At 33.0% G+C, this 20,083-nt stretch carries 21 protein-coding genes and 2 pseudogenes; 17 read left to right on the top strand and 6 right to left on the bottom strand.

What is annotated here, in order from left to right; translation table 11 throughout:
* Window positions 1–20: 20 nt before the first annotated feature.
* Both AC0IXC_RS04905 and AC0IXC_RS04900 read left to right on the top strand, forming a co-directional pair.
* On the top strand, window positions 21–920 hold the full coding sequence (locus tag AC0IXC_RS04905) for an exosporium leader peptide-containing protein (protein ID WP_471652774.1): 900 nt from the start codon (window positions 21–23) through the stop codon (window positions 918–920).
* Between the two features lie 66 nt (window positions 921–986).
* A pseudogene (locus AC0IXC_RS04900) lies at window positions 987–1,188 on the top strand (N-acetylmuramoyl-L-alanine amidase); the annotation flags it as partial.
* 216 nt (window positions 1,189–1,404) lie between these two features.
* Here the strand turns inward: AC0IXC_RS04900 and AC0IXC_RS04895 are convergent.
* A pseudogene (locus tag AC0IXC_RS04895) lies at window positions 1,405–1,593 on the bottom strand (hypothetical protein); the annotation flags it as partial.
* Between the two features lie 18 nt (window positions 1,594–1,611).
* Between AC0IXC_RS04895 and AC0IXC_RS04890 the strand changes: the two are divergent.
* From AC0IXC_RS04890 to AC0IXC_RS04855, 8 genes are all read left to right on the top strand, one after another.
* Window positions 1,612–1,881: a hypothetical protein gene (locus tag AC0IXC_RS04890; RefSeq protein WP_240379987.1), complete on the top strand. Its 270-nt coding sequence runs from the start codon at window positions 1,612–1,614 to the stop codon at window positions 1,879–1,881.
* A 73-nt stretch (window positions 1,882–1,954) separates the two neighbouring features.
* On the top strand, window positions 1,955–3,307 hold the full coding sequence (locus tag AC0IXC_RS04885) for a DEAD/DEAH box helicase (RefSeq protein ID WP_193653830.1): 1,353 nt from the start codon (window positions 1,955–1,957) through the stop codon (window positions 3,305–3,307).
* Between the two features lie 256 nt (window positions 3,308–3,563).
* Window positions 3,564–4,199 (top strand): TetR/AcrR family transcriptional regulator, encoded by a 636-nt coding sequence (locus tag AC0IXC_RS04880; RefSeq protein WP_002069302.1) that lies wholly within the window; start codon window positions 3,564–3,566, stop codon window positions 4,197–4,199.
* Between the two features lie 46 nt (window positions 4,200–4,245).
* On the top strand, window positions 4,246–5,508 hold the full coding sequence (locus AC0IXC_RS04875) for an MFS transporter (RefSeq protein ID WP_471652658.1): 1,263 nt from the start codon (window positions 4,246–4,248) through the stop codon (window positions 5,506–5,508).
* Window positions 5,509–5,514: 6 nt separating this feature from the next.
* The gene (locus AC0IXC_RS04870) at window positions 5,515–7,854 is read left to right on the top strand and encodes an ABC transporter permease (RefSeq protein WP_098635010.1); all 2,340 of its coding nucleotides are present in this window, start codon (window positions 5,515–5,517) and stop codon (window positions 7,852–7,854) included.
* A gap of 12 nt (window positions 7,855–7,866) precedes the next feature.
* Window positions 7,867–8,628 carry an ABC transporter ATP-binding protein gene (locus AC0IXC_RS04865; protein WP_471652657.1) on the top strand — a complete coding sequence of 254 codons (762 nt, stop codon included), beginning with the start codon at window positions 7,867–7,869 and terminating at the stop codon, window positions 8,626–8,628.
* A gap of 106 nt (window positions 8,629–8,734) precedes the next feature.
* Window positions 8,735–9,445, top strand: coding sequence for a class I SAM-dependent methyltransferase (locus tag AC0IXC_RS04860; protein ID WP_002189612.1), 711 nt, complete (start codon window positions 8,735–8,737; stop codon window positions 9,443–9,445).
* 118 nt (window positions 9,446–9,563) lie between these two features.
* Window positions 9,564–9,977, top strand: coding sequence for a VOC family protein (locus AC0IXC_RS04855; RefSeq protein WP_326997925.1), 414 nt, complete (start codon window positions 9,564–9,566; stop codon window positions 9,975–9,977).
* A gap of 176 nt (window positions 9,978–10,153) precedes the next feature.
* On the opposite strand, the gene AC0IXC_RS04850 is transcribed toward AC0IXC_RS04855, so the two are convergent.
* The gene (locus AC0IXC_RS04850; RefSeq protein WP_002017047.1) at window positions 10,154–10,786 is read right to left on the bottom strand and encodes a type 1 glutamine amidotransferase family protein; all 633 of its coding nucleotides are present in this window, start codon (window positions 10,784–10,786) and stop codon (window positions 10,154–10,156) included.
* 273 nt (window positions 10,787–11,059) lie between these two features.
* Between AC0IXC_RS04850 and AC0IXC_RS04845 the strand changes: the two genes are divergently transcribed.
* From AC0IXC_RS04845 to spoIISB (AC0IXC_RS04825), 5 genes are all read left to right on the top strand, one after another.
* On the top strand, window positions 11,060–11,536 hold the full coding sequence (locus AC0IXC_RS04845; protein ID WP_002017049.1) for a MarR family winged helix-turn-helix transcriptional regulator: 477 nt from the start codon (window positions 11,060–11,062) through the stop codon (window positions 11,534–11,536).
* 153 nt (window positions 11,537–11,689) lie between these two features.
* A complete protein-coding gene (gene gpmA / locus AC0IXC_RS04840) occupies window positions 11,690–12,427 on the top strand; it encodes a 2,3-diphosphoglycerate-dependent phosphoglycerate mutase (RefSeq protein ID WP_326997715.1) in 738 nt (245 codons plus the stop codon).
* A 341-nt stretch (window positions 12,428–12,768) separates the two neighbouring features.
* Window positions 12,769–13,509, top strand: a complete 741-nt coding sequence (locus AC0IXC_RS04835) for a type II toxin-antitoxin system SpoIISA family toxin (protein WP_002189615.1) — start codon at window positions 12,769–12,771, stop codon at window positions 13,507–13,509.
* Window positions 13,510–13,621: 112 nt separating this feature from the next.
* Window positions 13,622–13,747 carry a hypothetical protein gene (locus tag AC0IXC_RS04830; protein WP_002069312.1) on the top strand — a complete coding sequence of 42 codons (126 nt, stop codon included), beginning with the start codon at window positions 13,622–13,624 and terminating at the stop codon, window positions 13,745–13,747.
* Window positions 13,748–13,822: 75 nt separating this feature from the next.
* Window positions 13,823–13,999 (top strand): stage II sporulation protein SB, encoded by a 177-nt coding sequence (gene spoIISB, locus AC0IXC_RS04825; RefSeq protein ID WP_002141782.1) that lies wholly within the window; start codon window positions 13,823–13,825, stop codon window positions 13,997–13,999.
* A 43-nt stretch (window positions 14,000–14,042) separates the two neighbouring features.
* Here spoIISB (AC0IXC_RS04825) and AC0IXC_RS04820 read toward each other — a convergent pair whose 3' ends face one another.
* Window positions 14,043–14,222, bottom strand: a complete 180-nt coding sequence (locus tag AC0IXC_RS04820; RefSeq protein WP_201052116.1) for a hypothetical protein — start codon at window positions 14,220–14,222, stop codon at window positions 14,043–14,045.
* A gap of 121 nt (window positions 14,223–14,343) precedes the next feature.
* The gene (locus tag AC0IXC_RS04815; protein ID WP_471652656.1) at window positions 14,344–14,874 is read right to left on the bottom strand and encodes a hypothetical protein; all 531 of its coding nucleotides are present in this window, start codon (window positions 14,872–14,874) and stop codon (window positions 14,344–14,346) included.
* Window positions 14,875–15,195: 321 nt separating this feature from the next.
* Here AC0IXC_RS04815 and spoIISB (AC0IXC_RS04810) point away from each other — a divergent pair, with 321 nt between their 5' ends.
* Window positions 15,196–15,372, top strand: coding sequence for a stage II sporulation protein SB (gene spoIISB / locus AC0IXC_RS04810; protein ID WP_002189619.1), 177 nt, complete (start codon window positions 15,196–15,198; stop codon window positions 15,370–15,372).
* 18 nt (window positions 15,373–15,390) lie between these two features.
* Here spoIISB (AC0IXC_RS04810) and AC0IXC_RS04805 read toward each other — a convergent pair whose 3' ends face one another.
* The gene (locus AC0IXC_RS04805; protein WP_002189620.1) at window positions 15,391–15,780 is read right to left on the bottom strand and encodes a YxeA family protein; all 390 of its coding nucleotides are present in this window, start codon (window positions 15,778–15,780) and stop codon (window positions 15,391–15,393) included.
* Between the two features lie 217 nt (window positions 15,781–15,997).
* On the opposite strand from AC0IXC_RS04805, the gene pepD reads away from it, so the two are divergent.
* Entirely contained in the window at window positions 15,998–17,467 is a 1,470-nt protein-coding gene (pepD, locus tag AC0IXC_RS04800; protein ID WP_471652655.1) for a beta-Ala-His dipeptidase, read from the top strand.
* Window positions 17,468–18,117: 650 nt separating this feature from the next.
* On the opposite strand, the gene AC0IXC_RS04795 is transcribed toward pepD, so the two are convergent.
* Window positions 18,118–19,473 carry an exosporium leader peptide-containing protein gene (locus tag AC0IXC_RS04795; protein WP_471652654.1) on the bottom strand — a complete coding sequence of 452 codons (1,356 nt, stop codon included), beginning with the start codon at window positions 19,471–19,473 and terminating at the stop codon, window positions 18,118–18,120.
* Window positions 19,474–20,083: the final 610 nt, after the last annotated feature.

Genomic DNA, 20,083 nt, shown 5'->3' with positions numbered 1-20,083 from the left:
CACTCATAGGAGGTAGTTATGTGTTTGATAAAAATGAAATACAAAAGGTAAATGGGATACTTCAAGCTAATGCATTAAATCCAAATTTAATTGGCCCTACACTTCCCCCAATCCCACCATTTACTTTACCCACAGGTCCAACAGGAGGGACAGGCCCAACGGGAGTAACGGGTCCAACAGGAGTAACGGGTCCAACGGGGGTAACGGGTCCAACAGGAGTAACGGGTCCAACAGGAGTAACGGGTCCAACAGGAGTAACGGGTCCAACGGGAGTAACGGGTCCAACGGGAGTAACGGGTCCAACGGGGGTAACGGGTCCAACAGGAGTAACGGGTCCAACAGGAGTAACGGGTCCAACGGGAGTAACGGGTCCAACGGGAATAACGGGTCCAACAGGAGAGACAGGCCCAACAGGAGGAACTGAAGGTTGTCTTTGTGATTGCTGTGTTTTACCTATGCAAAGCGTTTTACAACAACTTATTGGAGAAACTGTTATTCTTGGCACTATTGCAGACACACCCAACACGCCCCCGCTTTTCTTTCTATTTACTATCACTTCCGTGAATGATTTTTTAGTTACAGTTACAGATGGCACCACAACCTTTGTGGTCAATATATCTGATGTAACAGGGGTAGGTTTTTTACCACCAGGACCACCTATTACATTACTTCCACCTACCGATGTAGGATGCGAGTGTGAATGTCGTGAACGACCAATTAGACAATTACTGGATGCGTTTATCGGATCTACAGTAAGTCTTTTAGCAAGTAATGGTTCTATTGCAGCAGATTTTAGCGTGGAACAAACAGGACTTGGGATAGTACTAGGGACATTACCTATAAATCCAACTACAACCGTTAGGTTTGCAATTTCAACTTGTAAAATTACAGCTGTGAATATAACCCCTATTACGATGTAGTCTATTTCTTTCAGAAGTATCTGTTGCTACTCGATAAGAGAAGCACAGTTTATTTGTCCACCTTGAAAACGTATTGTTTTCAAAGTGGACAATCTACGTTTCTAGGATGCTCCATCTTGGAAATATAAAGATGGAGCTGATTCTGTAGATGCAGGGATTTATGATTGATGCAAAAGTGAGTGCCAATGGTTCGCCACAGTACAAAGCACACAGCAGTAAAGGAAAAACATACTATGTTACTGCAAATGAAGCCTATTTATTCATCTAACGCACTATACCTTCATGAGTAATTAACCATGCCCCCTTAATCTTTCTATATCCTTCATTTGTAAATTTCTTACTACTATATTATTGGCGTACAATATATGGCTAAATGTATCTAATTGGTTTTCTAAACGCACAAAATTCCCAAATTGATATGGTAAGGCTATAAAAATTATAATGAAAAATAATAAATATCTCTAATGCACTATTAGGATTTTTCCATTTTATATTGCAAACCATCTTTCTGAAAGATAAGCTCATATGCTAAATCAAAATGAAGGTTATATAATGCTTTCGTATTACATATTAAATTGTAGAACATAGTTCCTTGATGTACATATTGGTGTAATTTATTTTGAATTGGTGAAACAATAATTTTTAAAATTCCTTTAATATCTTCATTAAAGAAGTTATAGGAGGGAATAACTTGGACTCATTATTTGATGTAATAGCAAATGTTATTTTATTTTATCCTCGAAATGACATGAAATTAAAACACCATATTGCCAAATTAAGCGAATTTGAGTGGTTTCGAAGGTTACACGAAGATCCGAAATATACAAGTTTAATTTGGAGTAATAGAAAAATTAAAAAGTATATTTTGACTTCTGCAAATATGGAAGCATTAATAAAATCCGAGAAAAAACAAAAAGAATTTGTTCATCTAGTACAGGATGAATATAAAAAAAGAAGATAAGAATTTTTTTATTTTTCATATTTGGCGAAACAAATGGTACAATGAAAGCTAATGTGAAAAATAAGGAAAAGAAGTGGTCTATTTGAAAAACTTTTTAGAATTAGGAATTAGTGAAACTTTTAATCATACATTACGTGAAAATGGAATTACAGAAGCAACACCGATTCAGGAGAAGGCAATTCCTGTTATTATGTCAGGTAAAGATGTTATTGGGCAGGCGAAAACAGGAACGGGTAAAACGTTAGCATTCGTGTTACCGATTTTAGAAAAAATCGATCCAGAGTCTAGTGATGTTCAGGCTTTAATTGTTGCACCAACAAGGGAACTAGCACTGCAAATTACAACTGAAATTAAAAAAATGCTTGTTCAAAGAGAAGATATTAATGTACTAGCGATATATGGCGGACAAGATGTAGCACAACAATTGAGAAAATTAAAAGGTAATACACATATTGTTGTAGCGACACCAGGACGATTATTAGATCATATACGACGTGAAACAATTGATTTAAGTAATCTTTCAACGATTGTACTAGATGAAGCAGATCAAATGCTTTATTTCGGATTCTTATATGATATTGAAGATATTTTAGATGAGACACCTGATAGTAAACAAACGATGTTATTCTCAGCAACGATGCCAAAAGATATTAAAAAATTGGCGAAACGTTATATGGAAGAGCCGCAAATGATTCAAGTACAAAGTGAAGAAGTAACGGTAGATACAATTGAGCAGCGTGTCATTGAGACGACAGATCGTGCAAAGCCAGATGCACTTCGTTTTGTTATGGATCGTGATCAGCCATTTTTAGCAGTTATTTTCTGTCGTACAAAGGTTAGAGCAAGTAAGCTTTATGATGATTTAAAGGGACTTGGTTATAATTGTGCTGAACTTCATGGTGATATACCTCAAGCGAAACGTGAAAGAGTTATGAAGAGTTTCCGCGAAGCTAAAATTCAGTACTTAATCGCAACGGATGTAGCAGCTCGTGGACTTGATGTAGATGGTGTAACGCACGTATTTAACTTTGATATCCCTGAAGATGTAGAAAGTTATATTCACCGCATTGGCCGAACAGGACGTGCAGGTGGGTCAGGTCTTGCAATTACGTTCGTTGCAGCGAAAGATGAAAAACATTTAGAAGAAATTGAAAAAACGCTTGGTGCACCAATACAAAGACAAATAATCGAACAACCGATGATAAAAAATGTAGATGAAAATGGAAAACCGGTACAAAAGCCGGCTCCAAAGAAATCAGGTCAATATCGTCAAAGAGATAGCCGTGAAGGTTCAAGAAGTGGTTCAAAAGGTGGTCCAAGAAACGATTCAAGAAATAGTTCTAGAAATGATAACAATCGATCATTTAATAAGCCAAGTAATAAGAAAAGTAGTACAAAACAAGGTCAGCAAAGACGTGGCCGTTAAATAGTTATTATTCAAAAAGAGTCGCAAAGTGTTGCGGCTCTTTTTTGTTTTTATACAACGAAGTCGATATAAGTACAAGGTTGATTGCATAGAAACAACCTTTAAAATTTCATTCACCGTATTAAAAATAAATTTTAAAATTCATAAAGGAAATATAAAGTAGGTTGTTGTATATGTACGATAACAGGAAACTTTTCACATACTAAACATATACTTTAAATAAACCGACAGTCGGTCCGTAGGAAGGAGTACATGAATGAGGATCGTAAAAGAATATGGGGAACGTAGAAATGAAATTTTAGAAACTGCTGAACGTTTGTTTGTTACAAAAGGGTATACGAAAACTACAGTAAATGACATTTTAAAAGAGATTGGTATAGCAAAGGGGACGTTTTATCATTATTTTAAGTCGAAAGAAGAAGTAATGGATGAAATTATTATGAGGATTATTAAAGCGGATGTTGCTAAAGCGAAAGCAATTGTCTCTAACCCTAATATCCCAGTTTTGGATAAGTTATTTCGAGTTTTAATGGAACAATCACCAAAATCAGGAGATGTAAAAGATAAAATGATTGAACAATTTCATCAGCCAAATAATGCGGAAATGCATCAAAAAAGTATAGTACAATCAATTATTCATTTATCTCCTGTTTTAGCAGAGATTTTAGAACAAGGAATCGCTGAAGGCATATTTTCTACTCCATACCCACAAGAAACGATTGAATTATTACTCTCTTCAGCACAAGTCATATTTGATGAGGGTTTATTCCAGTGGAAGCCGGAAGAAATGATGAGGAGGGCTAAAGCTTATATCAAAATGATGGAAGCATCTGTTGGAGCGAAAGAGGGAGCCTTTGATTACATGGTGGAGGTTTTAATCAAACAGAAATAGTAATTTTCTGTTTGGATATTATCGACCGACAGTCGGTCTGAATCGAATGAAAGGTGTGATAAGGATGTCAGCTAGTATAAGGTCTTCGATGAAAGATTTTCACTTAATGGTGAGTGGACAAATTATTACTATTTTAGGTTCAACACTTTTACGTTTTGCCCTGTCATTATATGTGCTAGATATAACAGGGCGTGCTGATATATTCGCAGGATTATATGCGGTAACGAGTATTCCGTTTTTACTAGCTCCTCTCGGCGGAGCGATAGCAGATCGTTTCAATCGCCGTGATTTAATGGTTATTTTTGACTTCATCAACGCTGCGATTGTATTAAGCTTTATAGTTTTGTTATTTACTGGACCTGTATCTATTATATTGATTGGAACAATTATGTTTTTACTAGCAGTCGTTAGTGCAATGTATTCACCTGTTGTAATGGCGAGTATTCCGCAATTAGTTCCAGAGAATAAGTTAGAGCAAGCAAACGGTATCGTAAATGGTGTGCAAGCATTGTCAAATATAGTTGCTCCTGTATTTGGAGGAATATTGTACGGCATAATTGGTTTGAAAATGCTCGTAATAATAAGTTGTCTTGCTTTCTTTTTATCTGCGATTTTAGAAATGTTTATTAAAATACCTTTTATAAAAAGAGCACGAGAAAGCCATATAATACCGACAATTGTAAAGGATATGAAAGAAGGATTTATATATGTTTTAAAACAACCATTTATTTTGAAATCTATGCTTTTAGCTGCATTACTAAATTTAATACTTACACCGCTATTTGTTGTTGGCGCTCCAATTATTATACGAGTAACAATGGAAAGTAGCGACACGTTATACGGAATTGGAATGGGATTGATCGATTTTGCTACTATTTTAGGTGCATTATCGATAGGTTTTTTTGCGAAAAAGCTACAGATGAAAACATTGTATTACTGGATGCTTTTAATAGCTTTATTAGTACTACCAATGGCACTATCAGTTACGCGAGTTATTCTTAATTTAGGATACTATCCACCATTTATCCTCTTTATACTTTCTTCTATTCTAATTGCAATGATCGTGACAATTGTATCCATCTATGTGATTACTGTAGTCCAAAAGAAAACACCAAATGAAAACCTAGGAAAAGTAATGGCAATTATAACAGCGGTATCTCAATGTATGGCACCAATTGGGCAAGTCATTTATGGTTTTATGTTTGAAGGATTCAGTATGAAAATTTATTTACCTATATTAGTTATTAGTTTCATAATGATAATAATAGCGATAGTGACGAAGAAAATATTATGGAATGAAGGGAACTAGCTCCATATGATTAGGAGAATGTTAAAAAGAGATTTCTCTCAAAATAAAATGATAATTACTATTCTATTTATGTTTATCATGTTATCAAGTCTTTTAATCGCAAGTGCTTCAAGTAACGTTATAAATCTATTGAACTCAACGGATCAATTGTTTAAAGTATCAAACGCACCGCACTTCGTACAAATGCATGCCGGAGAAATAAACCAAAAGTCAATCGATTCATTTGTAGCGCAAACTCCTTTTGTAAAAAAACAACAAACAGCAGAGATGGTTCAAATAGGCGGATCTAACATTTTTATAAAGAAGAAAAATCAAGCGGAACATAATAGTGTAATGGACATTAGCTTCGTTAAGCAAAATACTATTTTTGACTTTTTATTAGATTTAAATAATGAATTGATCGATGTTAGGAAAGGGGAAATAGGTGTACCAATTTATTATATGCAAAAATATAATTTGCGTATTGGAGATAAAATTTGGGTTGTTAAAAATAATAATGAGCTAGAATTTACTATTTCGGCATTTGTTCGTGATGTTCAAATGAACCCATCACTTGTTAGTTCAAAACGATTTGTAATAAGCGATGAAGACTTCGAAAGAATAAAGGGGAATTTTGGAGAAAGTGAATATCTTATTGAATTCCAGCTAACAGATTTAACTAAAATAAATGAATTTGAAACTTTATACCAGTCATCAAACTTACCTCAAAAAGGTCCCTCTATTACGTATTCACTCTTTAAAACACTCAATTCATTAACAGATGGAATAATAGCTGCAGTACTTATCATAATAAGTGCATTATTAATGCTAATCGCGATTTTATGTATTAGATTTACGATTATGACTTCAATGGAAGAAGATTATCGGGAAATTGGTGTTATGAAAGCTATCGGCATTCAAAGTAAAGATATTCAAAAACTATATGTAACAAAATATGTTGTTATTTCCGCTATCGGATGTATATGTGGATATATCCTTTCGTTATTTGTTACAAAAATATTTACCTCTAACATCGCACTTTATATGGGGACAGCTAATAAAAGTATTTTATATTATGTTGTGCCATTGATAGTCACAACATTGTTATTTCTAGCCGTTATCCTTTTTTGCCGCATCATTTTGCGGAATTTCAGGAGAATTACAGCAATAGACGCTTTACGATCAAGAGATAAACTAGGAAAAAGAAAGATTAGAAGATTTTTTTCTCTCTATCAAACTAAAATTACAAATGTAAATATATTTATTGGTATACAAGATGTAGTGAAACGATTTAAGTTATATCGAGTATTAAGTATCGTTTTAATTATTGCAGTGTTCATGATTGTTGTACCAGTTAACTTTTTGTACACGATTCAGTCACCGCAATTTGTTAATTATATGGGAACAGGAAAGAGTGATATACGAATAGATTTACAGCAATCTGAAAATATAGAAAAACGGTTTAATGACGTTATATCGTATGTCGGAAACGATGAAGAGGTAGAAAGATATGCAGCATTTGTAACGAGTACATTTAAAATGGTGAAAGCTGATGGTACACATGAAAACTTAAATGTAGAAGTGGGAGATTTCGCCCAATTTCCAATAGAATATGTTAAAGGTATGGCACCAAAAAATGAAAATGAGATCGCTCTCTCTTATATGAACGCAAATGAATTAAAAAAGAATATAGGGGATGAAATCGTTTTATTTGTAGAAGGAAAAGAGAAAATGCTAACTATTAGTGGTATATATCAAGATGTAACGAATGGAGGAAAAACAGCTAAAGCGAGTTTTTCTTATAATAAAGAAAATATATTATGGTACGTAGTAAATGTAGATATGAAACCCAAAGTAAATCTACAAGAAAAAGTGAAGGAGTATAAACAAAATTTTAATTTTGCAAAAATAACAGATACGGATAATTATTTATCTCAAACTTTAGGAGAGACAATTAAACAATTAAGACTCGTGACACAAGTGGCAATTTTGATTGCTATATTGATATCGGTTTTAATAACTGCGATGTTTTTTAAAATGTTATTGGTAAAAGATTCTTCGCAAATATTAATTATGAAAAGTATCGGCTTTTCCTACAAAGATATTCGTATACAATATGTTACTCGTTCTATTTCTATAGTATTAGTAGGTATTTTAACAGGGACATTTATAGCTGCTACGTTTGGAGAAACACTAATAAGCTGGTTAGGTTCATTTATGGGAGCAGCTCACATAAAGTTTGTTGTTAATCCGATCATTTCTTATGTAATATGTCCAGCTATTTTATTTATATCTGTGACCGTAGCAACACTTTTCAGTAGTTTTACAGTGAAACAAACAAATGATTTAAAGCAAAATGGGGAGTAGGAGGTGTGTAATTTGAAAAAAATTTTAGAAGTAAAACAATTAAATAAAAAATACGCAATGGATGGAAATAAAACTTACCATATGTTAAAAAATATAAATTTAGAGATTTATGAGGGAGAGTTTATATCGGTCATGGGACCTTCTGGTTCAGGGAAATCGACGTTACTATATAATATTAGCGGAATGGATCAAATGTCATCAGGAAGTGTGAAAGTTGATAGTAAAGAAATAACATGTATGAAAGAAGAGGTGTTAGCAAAATTACGACTCAGCGAAATGGGATTTATTTTTCAACAGAGCAATCTTCTTAGAAATTTGAATCTTTTTGATAATATAGTTTTACCTGCGTATTTAGCAAAATTTGAGAGCAGGAAAATAATAAATAAACGTGCACTTGAATTGATGAAAAAAATGGAGATTAGTCAAATTGCAACTAATAATATAACTGAAGCATCAGGAGGAGAATTACAAAGGGTATCTATTTGTAGAGCACTCATAAATAAACCTAATATTATTTTTGCTGACGAACCAACGGGTGCTTTGAATTTAAAAGCGACAGAAGAAGTAATGGATATTTTAGCAAATATAAACCGCATGGGAACTACAATTTTGCTAGTTACTCATGACGTAAAGGTAGCAGCTAAAACAGAAAGAGTTCTTTTTATGGTGGACGGAGAAATTGTTAGCGAAATACAGATGGGTAAGTATAGAAACGATGATTTGAAGGTGCGAGAAGAGCAGTTGTTAAAATGGTTAACTGTACTTGGATTTTAAAGAGATAATATTTTTGACTCCTATTGAATATAGGAGTTTTTTCTTTGTTTGAAAGTTTAAAAAGAGATATAATAATTTTCTGACTATTGATTATGGAGGGGTATAAATGAAAAGTGAAACGTTACACACTCAAGAAGATATATTAAAAATGCTTGATTTATTATTAAGACCCGCAGTACCATTTTGGAATGAATTTTACACGAATAGAGAAAAGGATGTTCCTTTTTTTGCAAATGTTCCAGATGAGAATTTAGTTTCATATATACAAACAGAATGGATTTCAAAAGAGAAAGTGTTAGAGCTTGGATGTGGTCCAGGAAGAAATGCAATTTATTTAGCGAAACAAGGGTTTGATGTAACAGCCGTAGATTTGTCTATAGAAGGAATTAATTGGGCCAAAGAGAGGGCGTTAGAAAATGGAATAGAAATACAATTTGTTTGTGAATCGATTTTTAATTTGGATTTTCAAGATGAATATGATTTTGTATATGATTCCGGTTGCTTGCATCACATTCCACCACATAGAAGAATGAATTATGTTGATCTAGTTAAAAACTCATTAAAATCGGGTGGTTATTTCGGATTAACATGTTTTGCAGCAGGTGATTTGAATGAGCGAAATGGATCGGAAATAACGGACTGGGATGTGTATAGAGGATGGAGTTTGCAAGGTGGTCTTGCATATTCAGAAGAAAAGTTAAGAGAGATATTTAAAGAATTTGAAGTAATTGAAATTAGAAAAATGCAGCAAATTGAACAACCAAATAATATGTTTGGAGAATCATTTCTTTGGACAGCATTATTTAAGAAGAAATAAAACATAGATAATTGACAAACTCATCGTTTTTATAGACAATACACTTATGAGAATATACGTTCGGTTTTATTGTCCGATGTATGTTTTGCATAAATACATAACAAGGGGATGTCTCTAAATGGGTAACACAAATCAAAAAATCACTACGTTTTTAATGTTTGAGGGCAAAGCTGAGGAAGCGATGAATTTTTACACATCGCTATTTAATCAATCAGAAATTGTAAGTATCTCTCGTTATGATGAGAATGGACCAGGTAAAGAGGGAACTGTAATTCATGCAACTTTTACGCTAAATGGACAAGAGTTCATGTGTATTGATAGTTATGTAAAGCATGATTTTACATTCACTCCAGCTATGTCTCTTTATGTAACTTGTGATACGGAAGAGGAAATCGAAACAGTTTTTAATAAACTAGCACAAGATGGAAAAGTTCTTATGCCTTTAGGTTCATATCCGTTTAGTAAAAAGTTTGGCTGGTTAAATGATACGTATGGTGTGTCTTGGCAGTTAACTCTTGCTGGAGATGAATAATTAAAATAATATGGTGATATTAATGTTATAAAAAATAAAAGGGATGATACAAGATAAATATGTATCATCCCTTTTATTTTTTGTTTTACAACCGTCATCGGTTGTATTTATAACGACTTTAGGGGTGCTTTTTAAGTTTTTTATATAATATAAAACTGCTAATTTAATTTTTCAGCTTATCTAGTAATTGAATTCATTAACTGGAAGAAGTATTCAGGCTTATAAGTCTTATTTAGATTATACCATGAATGTAACGTATCTGGTGCAAATACATCAATTTTTTTCAATACTTCCATTGCAAATTCCAGAGGAGCTACTCCTGATGCAGTAATCAAATTTTCATCACATACTGCAGGTTCCATCTTATAAAGTTGTTCTCCTTTATAATTAGGACAAACCATTTTAATATATTCTAAATCATTGCTTGTATGTTTTCTAGAATCTAGGTATCCAAAATTCGCTAACCCCTCAGTTGCACCACAAATGGCAGCAACAATAGTGCCGAGTTTTAACGCTTCACCAATTTTTTTTAAGATAGGGTGATGAATGCTTTCCCCCCAAGTAGTCCCTCCAGGTAAAACTAAAAGATCGTTACTCTCAAGAGTACATTCATCCAGGGAAATATCTGGCTTTATGCTCAGTCCTCCCATCGTAGTAATAATTTCATTATTAGCTCCTACTGTAACTACCTTTAAAGGGGCTAACTCTTTTTTGAAATATCTTCCTGAGTTTAGTTCTGCAATTAAATGTCCATATTCCCAGTCTGACATCGTATTAAATACATAAAGATAAACTTTTTTTGTTTGCATACAATAACACTCCAATCACAATTGAGTTTTTAAAAAAATATTAATAAATAAATTTTACAATATTTATCATTTGAATTTAACCTATTTCCTTAAGAATTCTTTAAAAAATAATTTGGATACTTTATTTGAAGGTATGATTTACGAATTAAACAACCTTCAAAAAATATAATAGTTGAAATTTGTTGGTTTTAGAATGAAGAAATTAGGCTCAATATACCAACTTAATTATTCATAATTGAGTTGTGGTATAATTTACATACAGGGGGAAAGTAGATGACACAACATAAAGAAGAGCAAATGAATGAGGCATTAGCATTATTTTACTTTGCATATAAAACTTTTACAGAAAAACCAGATGAAATAATAAAAGAGTATAGTATACAGCGTGTACATCATAGAATTCTGTTTTTTATCGCTCGTTTTCCAGGGCTTAGTGTAAATGAACTGCTATCACTTTTAGAAATAAGTAAACAAGCTCTTCACGGACCGTTGCGCCAACTGTTAGATAAAGGACTTATTGAGAGTAATGAAGCTGCACATGATCGTCGTGTGAAACAGCTGTCTTTAACAGAAGAAGGAACAGACTTAGAGAAAAAACTGAGCGATGTTCAAAGAGAACAAATGGGAGCTATTTTCTCACAGTTTGGCGAATCATGTGAAGAAAATTGGCATCAAGTTATGAATGAAATGGCAAATAGCCGTTCAGGATTTGATGCATGGACGTCTAAGCGTGAAATACCAGTAGAATAAAAGATAGAAACAGTATCTTGTTTTGTAGTTTGAAAAATCATAAATTTTTATCTGTATATTTGGCAACTATGGATAAAAAATTCACATTGCCAAAAACTTTATATGTGTACGTATTGAAATTTTAAAATTCATATTTCCGAGAGGGGAATTATAATGATAAAACTTGTACTCATTCGTCACGGACAAAGTTTGTGGAATCTTGAAAATCGATTTACAGGATGGACAGATGTGGATTTATCAAAGAATGGATTAAGTGAAGCGAGAGAAGCAGGAACAATATTAAAAAAGAATGGATATACATTTGATGTTGCGTATACCTCGGTACTAAAACGAGCAATTCGTACATTATGGATTGTACTGCATGAAATGGATCTCACTTGGGTCCCTATACATAACTCATGGAAGTTGAATGAACGCCATTATGGTGCACTACAAGGATTGAATAAAGACGAAACTGCAAAAAAATATGGAGATGAACAAGTTCATATTTGGAGAAGAAGTATAGATGTGAGACCGCCTGCACTTACTGAAGATGATCCTCGATATGAGGCGAACAATCCAAGATATAAAACGTTAAAAAAAGATGAATTCCCATTGACTGAATGTTTAGAGGATACGGAGAAAAGAGTAGTTGATTATTGGCATTCAGAAATTGCACCGTCATTAAAAAGTGGTGAGAAAGTAATTATTTCATCGCACGGTAATACAATTCGTTCGCTAGTGAAATACTTAGACAACCTTTCAAGTGATGGTGTGGCTTCATTAAATATTCCAACTAGCATTCCGCTTGTTTATGAGTTAGATGAAAAATTACGTCCGATTCGTCATTATTACTTAAGTATGGATGGAGAAGTACCTGAAGGGGAAATTCCGAAACATATTTCTTTTTAACATGAAAATTTGAAACGCATGCTTGTCTACATATACAATGTAGATTCATGATAAAGTGAAACTTTAATCAGTGGAGGGTGTTCATCCCGCACTGATTATTAGCCTTCACCAATCGGGCTTTTATGGGCAGTTGATCCCTCACCTAACGTCTTTGCTTTCGCTGAATTTTGAGGTGGGGGGGGGGCTTACTGCCCGTTAATGCGGGATAAAAGACGCGGCCTCCTTCTAATGTATATGCGATGTAGCTAAATTTAGAAGCTTGTCCACGTCTTTTGTCATAAAGAGAGCTGCTTGTGCATGTAATGATATCGTGAGTAGTTTTTGAATGGAGGGTGATATGATTGGTAATCTCTAACATTCGAATCGGCTTATTTATTTTAGCGATCATTTTTGTAGTTCTTGTTTTCTTTTATTGGAGAAATGAAGAGTTATACGAAGAGAAAAAGCAGCGAATTCGAAAAACTTGGTATGGATTATTCATAACATCAGTCACAGTTTATTTCATGATAAAAGGAATCGATTTAACCCTCTGGAAAAACTTATTAATGTTTACTGCGATGGTCATTTTCGTTGATATTGCATTTATTTTAACACCTAACATTTCTGAAATATGGGGAGCGAAATTTAGCGATATCGGTAAAACTGTTCAATCCATAAAGCGGTCATTAATCGCCTCAAAAGCAAGAGGAGAAATATATACGAACATTATCCAAAATATTAATCCAGCAGCATTTGGGACGATGGAATGGCATACGGAAGAGGAATATACAAAAAGCTTAAACGCATTTTTAGATTCATATGGGGAAAAAATTGGAGCGAAAATTGTTGTATTTGAAGCGGTGAAGGAATTAAATACAAACTTTCGTGGTATCCGCTCTCAATTTAGTATTATTGTTCCATTAGAACACATCGAGCAATTGAATGAGCAGAAAGCGGTGCAAGTAGAAAATGTCGGAATTATACCAGCAAAAATAGTTAGTGATGTTTTCATTGTTATTGATGGGAAGAAAAATAACCTTCAAGATCGAGATTTTGAAAATGTATATAATTTAACAATTCATCATAGTTATTTTAGTAAATAAGGACAGAATCTTTTTCTGTCCTTTTCACCTATACATAAAGGGAGAACAAATTCAGACAAGCTTGTATAAAATTGGACAATCATTCCTACACTAGCACATAGAGGTGATTGTAGTGATAAAAGATTATGACAATGATTTTTTTAAAGAAAATAATGAAGATACAACAGATTTCTCTTTAATAAAAGGAGATACTTTGCAGCAAGTAGAAGAGTTAGAAGAAGAATTAAAAAGAAAATGATACGTGTACACTCTGTCTGCATTTGCTATATAATATAAATAAAAGGTTGTATCTTTTTGAAAAGGGGGAGAAGAGATGGCTGAAATAAATGTACAAAATTCTTCGTTTTTTAAAGAAAAAAAAGAAGAAGCAAATACAGATTTCTCTCTTGTGAAGGGTGCATTGACTCAAGATGTGAATCGATTAGAAAAATTTATGGAGGACACCCCATATAAGTATATAAAAGAAGATAATTTAAAAGAGAATGCGTAAAAGCATTCTCTTTTAAATTATCTTCTTATGATTTGTTTATGCACTATTTCTTTTTTTGTTTAAAAATGATTTTATACATATAATACCCAAGAGCTGCAAAAATAAATCCGACAGTAGCACCAACTACTTCTTTCATAAACAATAAGTATAACGAAGCAATAATTAGGGCAAATAATATTAAAAGTAGTATATACTTTGAAATAAATTCTAATCCTTTGTACACTAGTAGAATTACACCTGAAAGAACAGTGATGATAGGTAATATCCTATTTTCAAAAAGGCTTTCCTTTTTTTATTAGAATTCTGTTGTTTATTCAATATAAATATACTCCCGTCTTAAAGGATTAATGTTTTATTAGTTTTTCTATTTCATTTTCGAAAAGATTTTTGGTTAAATAAGTTATATCAAAGGAATCATTTATTCTATTTCGAGTTAATAGCCATTGAGTGTTTGGTGATTCAATAACAAAGAATCCATTATCAGAAATAACTTCATCCTTTTCTGTTGTATCTAGACGCATAATAGTATAGATAGACTGCGTTGTTTTTAAATCCTTTATAAAATTCTCAGCATATAAGGAATTAAAGCCATTCTCTATTAACATTGTTTTCCCTTCTTGAATAGACAGTGGGAATAAGTCTTCGATATTTTGTACCAGACGGTTTGGGAGAGTTCCTACAATTTTGCTTTCTTTTTCCCCTTCTTGAAATACTATCTGCAATAAATTTTTAGATTCTAAAAATAAACTATCGTCTGAAATTGCTTCAATTTTATGTGCAATATCATCTAAGCTCTGATATGTAACGTTTGAAGTGTTATCAATATATATGTTAGCAGTAGCTTCTAATAATTCTGGAGTCACGATAATATTCAATATGGTTAACCTTCTTATATGAGAAATTATTTTAATCAAAAATATATTAGGTGATAATCCCATTAAAATCTACTTTTATATAATATCAAATATTATTATTAAATAGTAGATTAATATTGGTAATTTTATGATAATTAACAAAAATACAAAAGATAGAATGCCAGGTAGAAGTTGAAGATACAAGAGATTTCTCTTTAATAAAAGGAGATACTATGCAGCAAGTAGAAGAATTAAAAAGAAAATGATACATGTACACTCTGTTTGCATTTGCTATATAATATAAATAAAAGGTTGTATTTTTTTATAAAAGGGGGAGAAGAGATGGCAGAAATAAATGTACAAAAATCTTCGTTTTTTAAAGAAAAAAAGGAAGAATCGAATACAGATTTCTCTCTTGTGAAAGGTGCACTAACAGAAAATATAAATCGTTTAGAAAAACTTATGAATAGAAACAGTTCGAAATATATACGAGTGAAAAAAACAAAAGAAAATGCATAGTGCATTTTCTTTTGTTTTTTATTTAGCATTTAACTTTTCTTTTACTTTTGCAGGTAACTCAGCTTCCTGAACCTCTTCATATGACTTCACTTCAATTGATGATATTTCATTTTTGCTCTTATCATCTTGATCTACATAAAGACATAAAAATGCCTTTTCATTTAATTTATGTTCGTTTGATGCTTTCTTACTTCTAAATGTAATTTGTTTTTTTACTCCGTCTTCGTCATAGGCGGGCAACGTGTAGTTTCGTAAGTTTTTACCTTCTACTTTTTCGATAGTCCCTTCGCCTTTTATCTGCACATAATACACATCTTTACCAATTCGATTTAGTGATGCTCGCTCACACCCAATAGTAATACTAGAAAATAATAAACATAGTGTAATAATTGATAAAAACTTTTTCATTTTGTTTATCTCCTTAAATTTGTTTCTTTACACAGTATACGGCTATTATGAAATGAGGAAAATCGATATAGCTTACAACACCCTTACAATATTGTAAGAGTGTTGTACATAAAATGAATAATATATTAAAAAGTTAAAAGAAAGGTAAAATAATGAATCATGGTATAATGATTAAAGACTTACATATTATTTTGTCATTTTGAGAGGAGCTTGAAAAATGTATTCTACTTTAGAACAATTAACAAAGCACCCTGTATTTTATCATTTTACAGAAATTTCAAAGATTCCTAGAGGATCAGGTAATGAAAAGGAAATTAGTGATTATTTAGTGAGCTTTGCAAAAGAGCGTAATTTAGAAGTGATTCAAGATGAAGCATTGAATGTCATTATAAAAAAAGAAGCAACTGCTGGCTATGAAAATGTACCAGCTATTATCATTCAAGGTCATATGGATATGGTATGTGAAAAAAATCAAGCAATCGTACATGATTTTGAAAAAGATCCAATTGAATTACGAATTATTGGGGACATGTTATATGCAAATCAAACGACTTTAGGAGCGGATAATGGTATCGCAGTTGCGTATGCAATGGCTTTATTAGATGCATCAGACATTTCGCATCCAGCACTTGAAGTAGTTATTACTACTGAAGAAGAAACAACAATGGGCGGGGCTTTCGCTGTTGATGCAAATCACTTTGAAGGAAAGATTTTTATAAATATTGATTCTGAAGAAGATCATAAATTACTTGTAAGTAGTGCAGGTGGTGCGAAAGCTGTAGAAACAATTCCAGTAATATGGGATGAAGCGCCAGTGAATATGGATGCATTCCGTCTATATGTTGGTGGTCTAAAAGGCGGACATTCTGGTATGGAAATTGATAAACAACGCGGTAATGCGAACAAAGTATTAGGACGAGTATTACGTGATTTATCAGCAAATATCCAATTTGATGTAAGTGAGGTTCACGGCGGATTAAAAACAAATGCAATTCCGCGTGAAAGTGTGGCTACAATTGTATTGCGTACGGAAGATATAGAGAAAGTAGAAGAAAAACTAGAATCATGGACAAGAGTATTACAAGAAGAAATGCGTGCTGTTGATCCAGATGTTCATGTAACTCTTACAAAATTGGATGAGAAAGTAGAAAAAGTATTTGCTAAAGAGACACAAAAGCAACTTATTTCATCATTATTCTTAATTCCGAATGGCATTCAAAGTATGAGCATGGATATTAAAGGTCTAGTAGAAAGTTCAACAAATTTAGGCGTTATTGAAACGTTGCAAAATGAAATTAAATTACGTAACGAAGTGAGAAGTTCTGTCAGTAGTTTAAAACAACATGTTGCAGATGAAATTAAATGTATTGCCGAATTAGTTGGTGCAACATTTGAAATAGAGTCAGAGTATCCAGAATGGCCATACAATCCGAATTCACAGATTCGTAATTTGTTTGAAAAAGTGCATCAAGAAAAATACAATAAAGATGTTGAAATCTTTGCTGTGCATGCAGGGATCGAATGTAGTGTATTCGTTCAAAAGATGCCTGAATTAGATGCAATTTCATTCGGTCCAGATATATTCAACGTTCACACTCCAGATGAGCATATTAGTATTTCTTCTGTTGTGAATAACTGGGGATTCTTCGTTGATGTAATGAAGGGAACGAAAGAATTAGTTAAGTAATAATGATGAAATGAAAAGTAGCCTATAAAACTTTATAGGCTACTTTTTTTGTATAGAATTTTATTAGAAATTCATTTTTCATCAGTATGTAATATTAAGTTTTACAGTTAATAATGATTAATTGCTGTTTTTTTAGTACTTATGAAGGGGAAAATATACTTTATTGTATATATACTTCTGTTTATTTTATATTTTATATTTTATTTGTGTTATAGCAAAATCGTCATATGTTACATTTTAATGTATTAATATATATCCGAATTAATGCATAGGGAGATGGTACATTATATTTTGGTTAGGATGTATTTTAGGATACATTGTAGGACTGGTTATTACAAGTGCATTACTTTATTTTGGTTTTAGATCCGAGGAAGAACAAAAAGAAGATATACAAAGAAAAATGATAGATGTATTTGTAAAAAAGGAAATGGAGCCACTGACGGAGATAAAGAATAATGGGAAGAAAGTTCAATGGAATTTGAATTTTGTTAAGAAATAATTACTTTGTTTATCATATAGATTCATTTTTGAATATTGGATTTACTTAGAAACGAAAAAAGTCTCTCCAATAAGATTTGAAGAGACTTTCTCTCATATACCATAACAACTTAGCTTGTATAGAAACAGGGTTTAAGTTCTTTCTAAGGTATTTATGGAGTACCGATAGTTCCTGCGAGCAATGAAGCAATTCTATCTAAAGCTTCCTGTACTGTTGTAGGAGGAGGAGCAGCCCAATTTATTGGATTGATAGGTGCATAAGCTAAATCGAAAGCGTCATCAACTCTAATTAAAGAAGTATTTGTTCCTATAAGAGTTATTCGGGAACGAATAGGTAATGAATCAACTGTCGCTCTGACTCTTGTAATAATGTTATTAACGCCATTGACATTTAAATTACCTGAATTAGGACTGGGATTAAAAATGTTTTCTGTAATAGCAAAACTGGTTAAATTTAAAGGGTCAATTGGAATATGACCAGATTGTACATTAATAATGACATTACCATTTATTCCTCCACCAACTAAATTGACTTGAGTATCTGTGGTCGCTTGTGAATTAATAGTAATATTACCATTAGAAACGAATGAAGCAAACATCACCATGTTAATGCCATTTTGAGTATAACCAGCGGATAACATTGAGTCACGGATATTAACTTGATTCACAGAAGTAGATAAAGCTGTGAATATAGGAGTAGGGGTTATATTAACGCTAACAAAGAATAGTTTACCTGAAATACTTTGCGCTGTTTGAAAGTTAAAATCAAGTGGCCCACTTATTAATGACAGATTGACAAACCCAGATCTAGGATCTTGTGAAAAATTCAAATCAAACCAAGTCGGATCATTTATATCAAAAGGAATTTGTAATCTAGTTAATAAAGTACTAGTCCCAATCAATTGAATGTTAGCTTTTAAATGAATTAATGGTTCAATATAGGTACCGGGTCCAATTTTGATAGCATAACGTTTAGTTATATTTAAAGGATCCGGAAATGGCGCTATTGCATCCGTTATTGATGCCATTGCTGCAGTAACTGTTAAAAACGGTGCACATTCAGAACCATCAGCGGTAACGTCATTACCAGCTTTGTTTACATAGACTATTTGAGTGAATATTGGTAGTGGCTCTATACATCCAGGTCCAGTGGGCCCAGTAGATCCAGTGGGCCCAGTAGATCCAGTGGGTCCAGTGGGTCCGGTAGGTCCAGTGTCCCCAGTAGATCCAGTGGGCGCGGTAGGTCCAGTAGGTCCAGTAGGTCCAGTGCTCCCGGTAGGTCCATCAGGTGGCCCAGTAGGCCCAGTAGGTCCAGTAGGTCCAGTGTTACCAGTAGGCCCAGTATCACTGGTAGCTCCAGTGTTGCCAGTAGGTCCAGTAGGTCCAGTGGGCCCGGTAGGTCCGGTGTTGCCAGTAGGCCCAGTAGGAAGTGTGAATGGTGGAATAGGTGGTAAAGTAGGTCCGACTAAATTAGGATTTACTGAAGAAAAAGATAAAAACTCGTCCATAATAATTTCACCTCTGAAAAATTAGTATTACTAATAATAAATGCAGAAGTAGAGAAAAGCGAAATGGACAAGTGAAGAATTAGACAATGGAATTTTCATAAAAGCGTTATTTGAAAGAAAAGGAGAATGAAGATGGATCAAAAAAATAAAAGGGCATTTTATATTAGGAATTGGATATCACGGTCTAATCATAAAGATGAACTTACTTTATAACAATTAGAATACGACCCAAAAATCCAGAAAGAGTTGGGAGCTTTCTTCGAGCAAGAGTGAAAAGAATGGTCAGCAAATTATATTGATGGTGGATGGAGTTTTGAAGAGGAAGATATTTGAATAGAAAGTGACAGCTGAAATGTTTGGGGCGTATTAGCTGTCACTAAAATAGATATTAATTTTTATTATTAGTTTTTTTTAGTTAGTATTTTTTCTCTTATTTCTAGAGGGAATTGTACCAAAGATTGCTCCGGATATTGCTCCAATTAAAGTCATAAAAATTGCACTCCATGCTGCAAATGACATTATTACACCTCCAAATAATAAATTATTGTTTCTTAGCCCTTTGAATAGAAATGATAATTGCAACACCTATTAAGAAAATAAGAGGAGACCA

This window comes from Bacillus sp. AC266 (genome assembly GCF_979253805.1).
This window is presented reverse-complemented; position numbering and strand designations above follow the sequence as displayed.

What these genes read in the sequence shown, in the direction of transcription:
- AC0IXC_RS04805 (WP_002189620.1), bottom strand. Translation starts at nt 15,780, where the DNA reads ATGAAAAAGTTTTTATCAATTATTACACTATGTTTATTATTTTCTAGT.
- AC0IXC_RS04875 (WP_471652658.1), top strand. Translation starts at nt 4,246, where the DNA reads ATGAAAGGTGTGATAAGGATGTCAGCTAGTATAAGGTCTTCGATGAAA.
- pepD (WP_471652655.1), top strand. Translation starts at nt 15,998, where the DNA reads ATGTATTCTACTTTAGAACAATTAACAAAGCACCCTGTATTTTATCAT.
- AC0IXC_RS04845 (WP_002017049.1), top strand. Translation starts at nt 11,060, where the DNA reads ATGACACAACATAAAGAAGAGCAAATGAATGAGGCATTAGCATTATTT.
- AC0IXC_RS04870 (WP_098635010.1), top strand. Translation starts at nt 5,515, where the DNA reads ATGATTAGGAGAATGTTAAAAAGAGATTTCTCTCAAAATAAAATGATA.
- spoIISB (WP_002189619.1), top strand. Translation starts at nt 15,196, where the DNA reads ATGGCAGAAATAAATGTACAAAAATCTTCGTTTTTTAAAGAAAAAAAG.
- AC0IXC_RS04855 (WP_326997925.1), top strand. Translation starts at nt 9,564, where the DNA reads ATGGGTAACACAAATCAAAAAATCACTACGTTTTTAATGTTTGAGGGC.
- AC0IXC_RS04850 (WP_002017047.1), bottom strand. Translation starts at nt 10,786, where the DNA reads ATGCAAACAAAAAAAGTTTATCTTTATGTATTTAATACGATGTCAGAC.
- spoIISB (WP_002141782.1), top strand. Translation starts at nt 13,823, where the DNA reads ATGGCTGAAATAAATGTACAAAATTCTTCGTTTTTTAAAGAAAAAAAA.
- AC0IXC_RS04880 (WP_002069302.1), top strand. Translation starts at nt 3,564, where the DNA reads ATGAGGATCGTAAAAGAATATGGGGAACGTAGAAATGAAATTTTAGAA.
- AC0IXC_RS04860 (WP_002189612.1), top strand. Translation starts at nt 8,735, where the DNA reads ATGAAAAGTGAAACGTTACACACTCAAGAAGATATATTAAAAATGCTT.
- AC0IXC_RS04795 (WP_471652654.1), bottom strand. Translation starts at nt 19,473, where the DNA reads ATGGACGAGTTTTTATCTTTTTCTTCAGTAAATCCTAATTTAGTCGGA.
- gpmA (WP_326997715.1), top strand. Translation starts at nt 11,690, where the DNA reads ATGATAAAACTTGTACTCATTCGTCACGGACAAAGTTTGTGGAATCTT.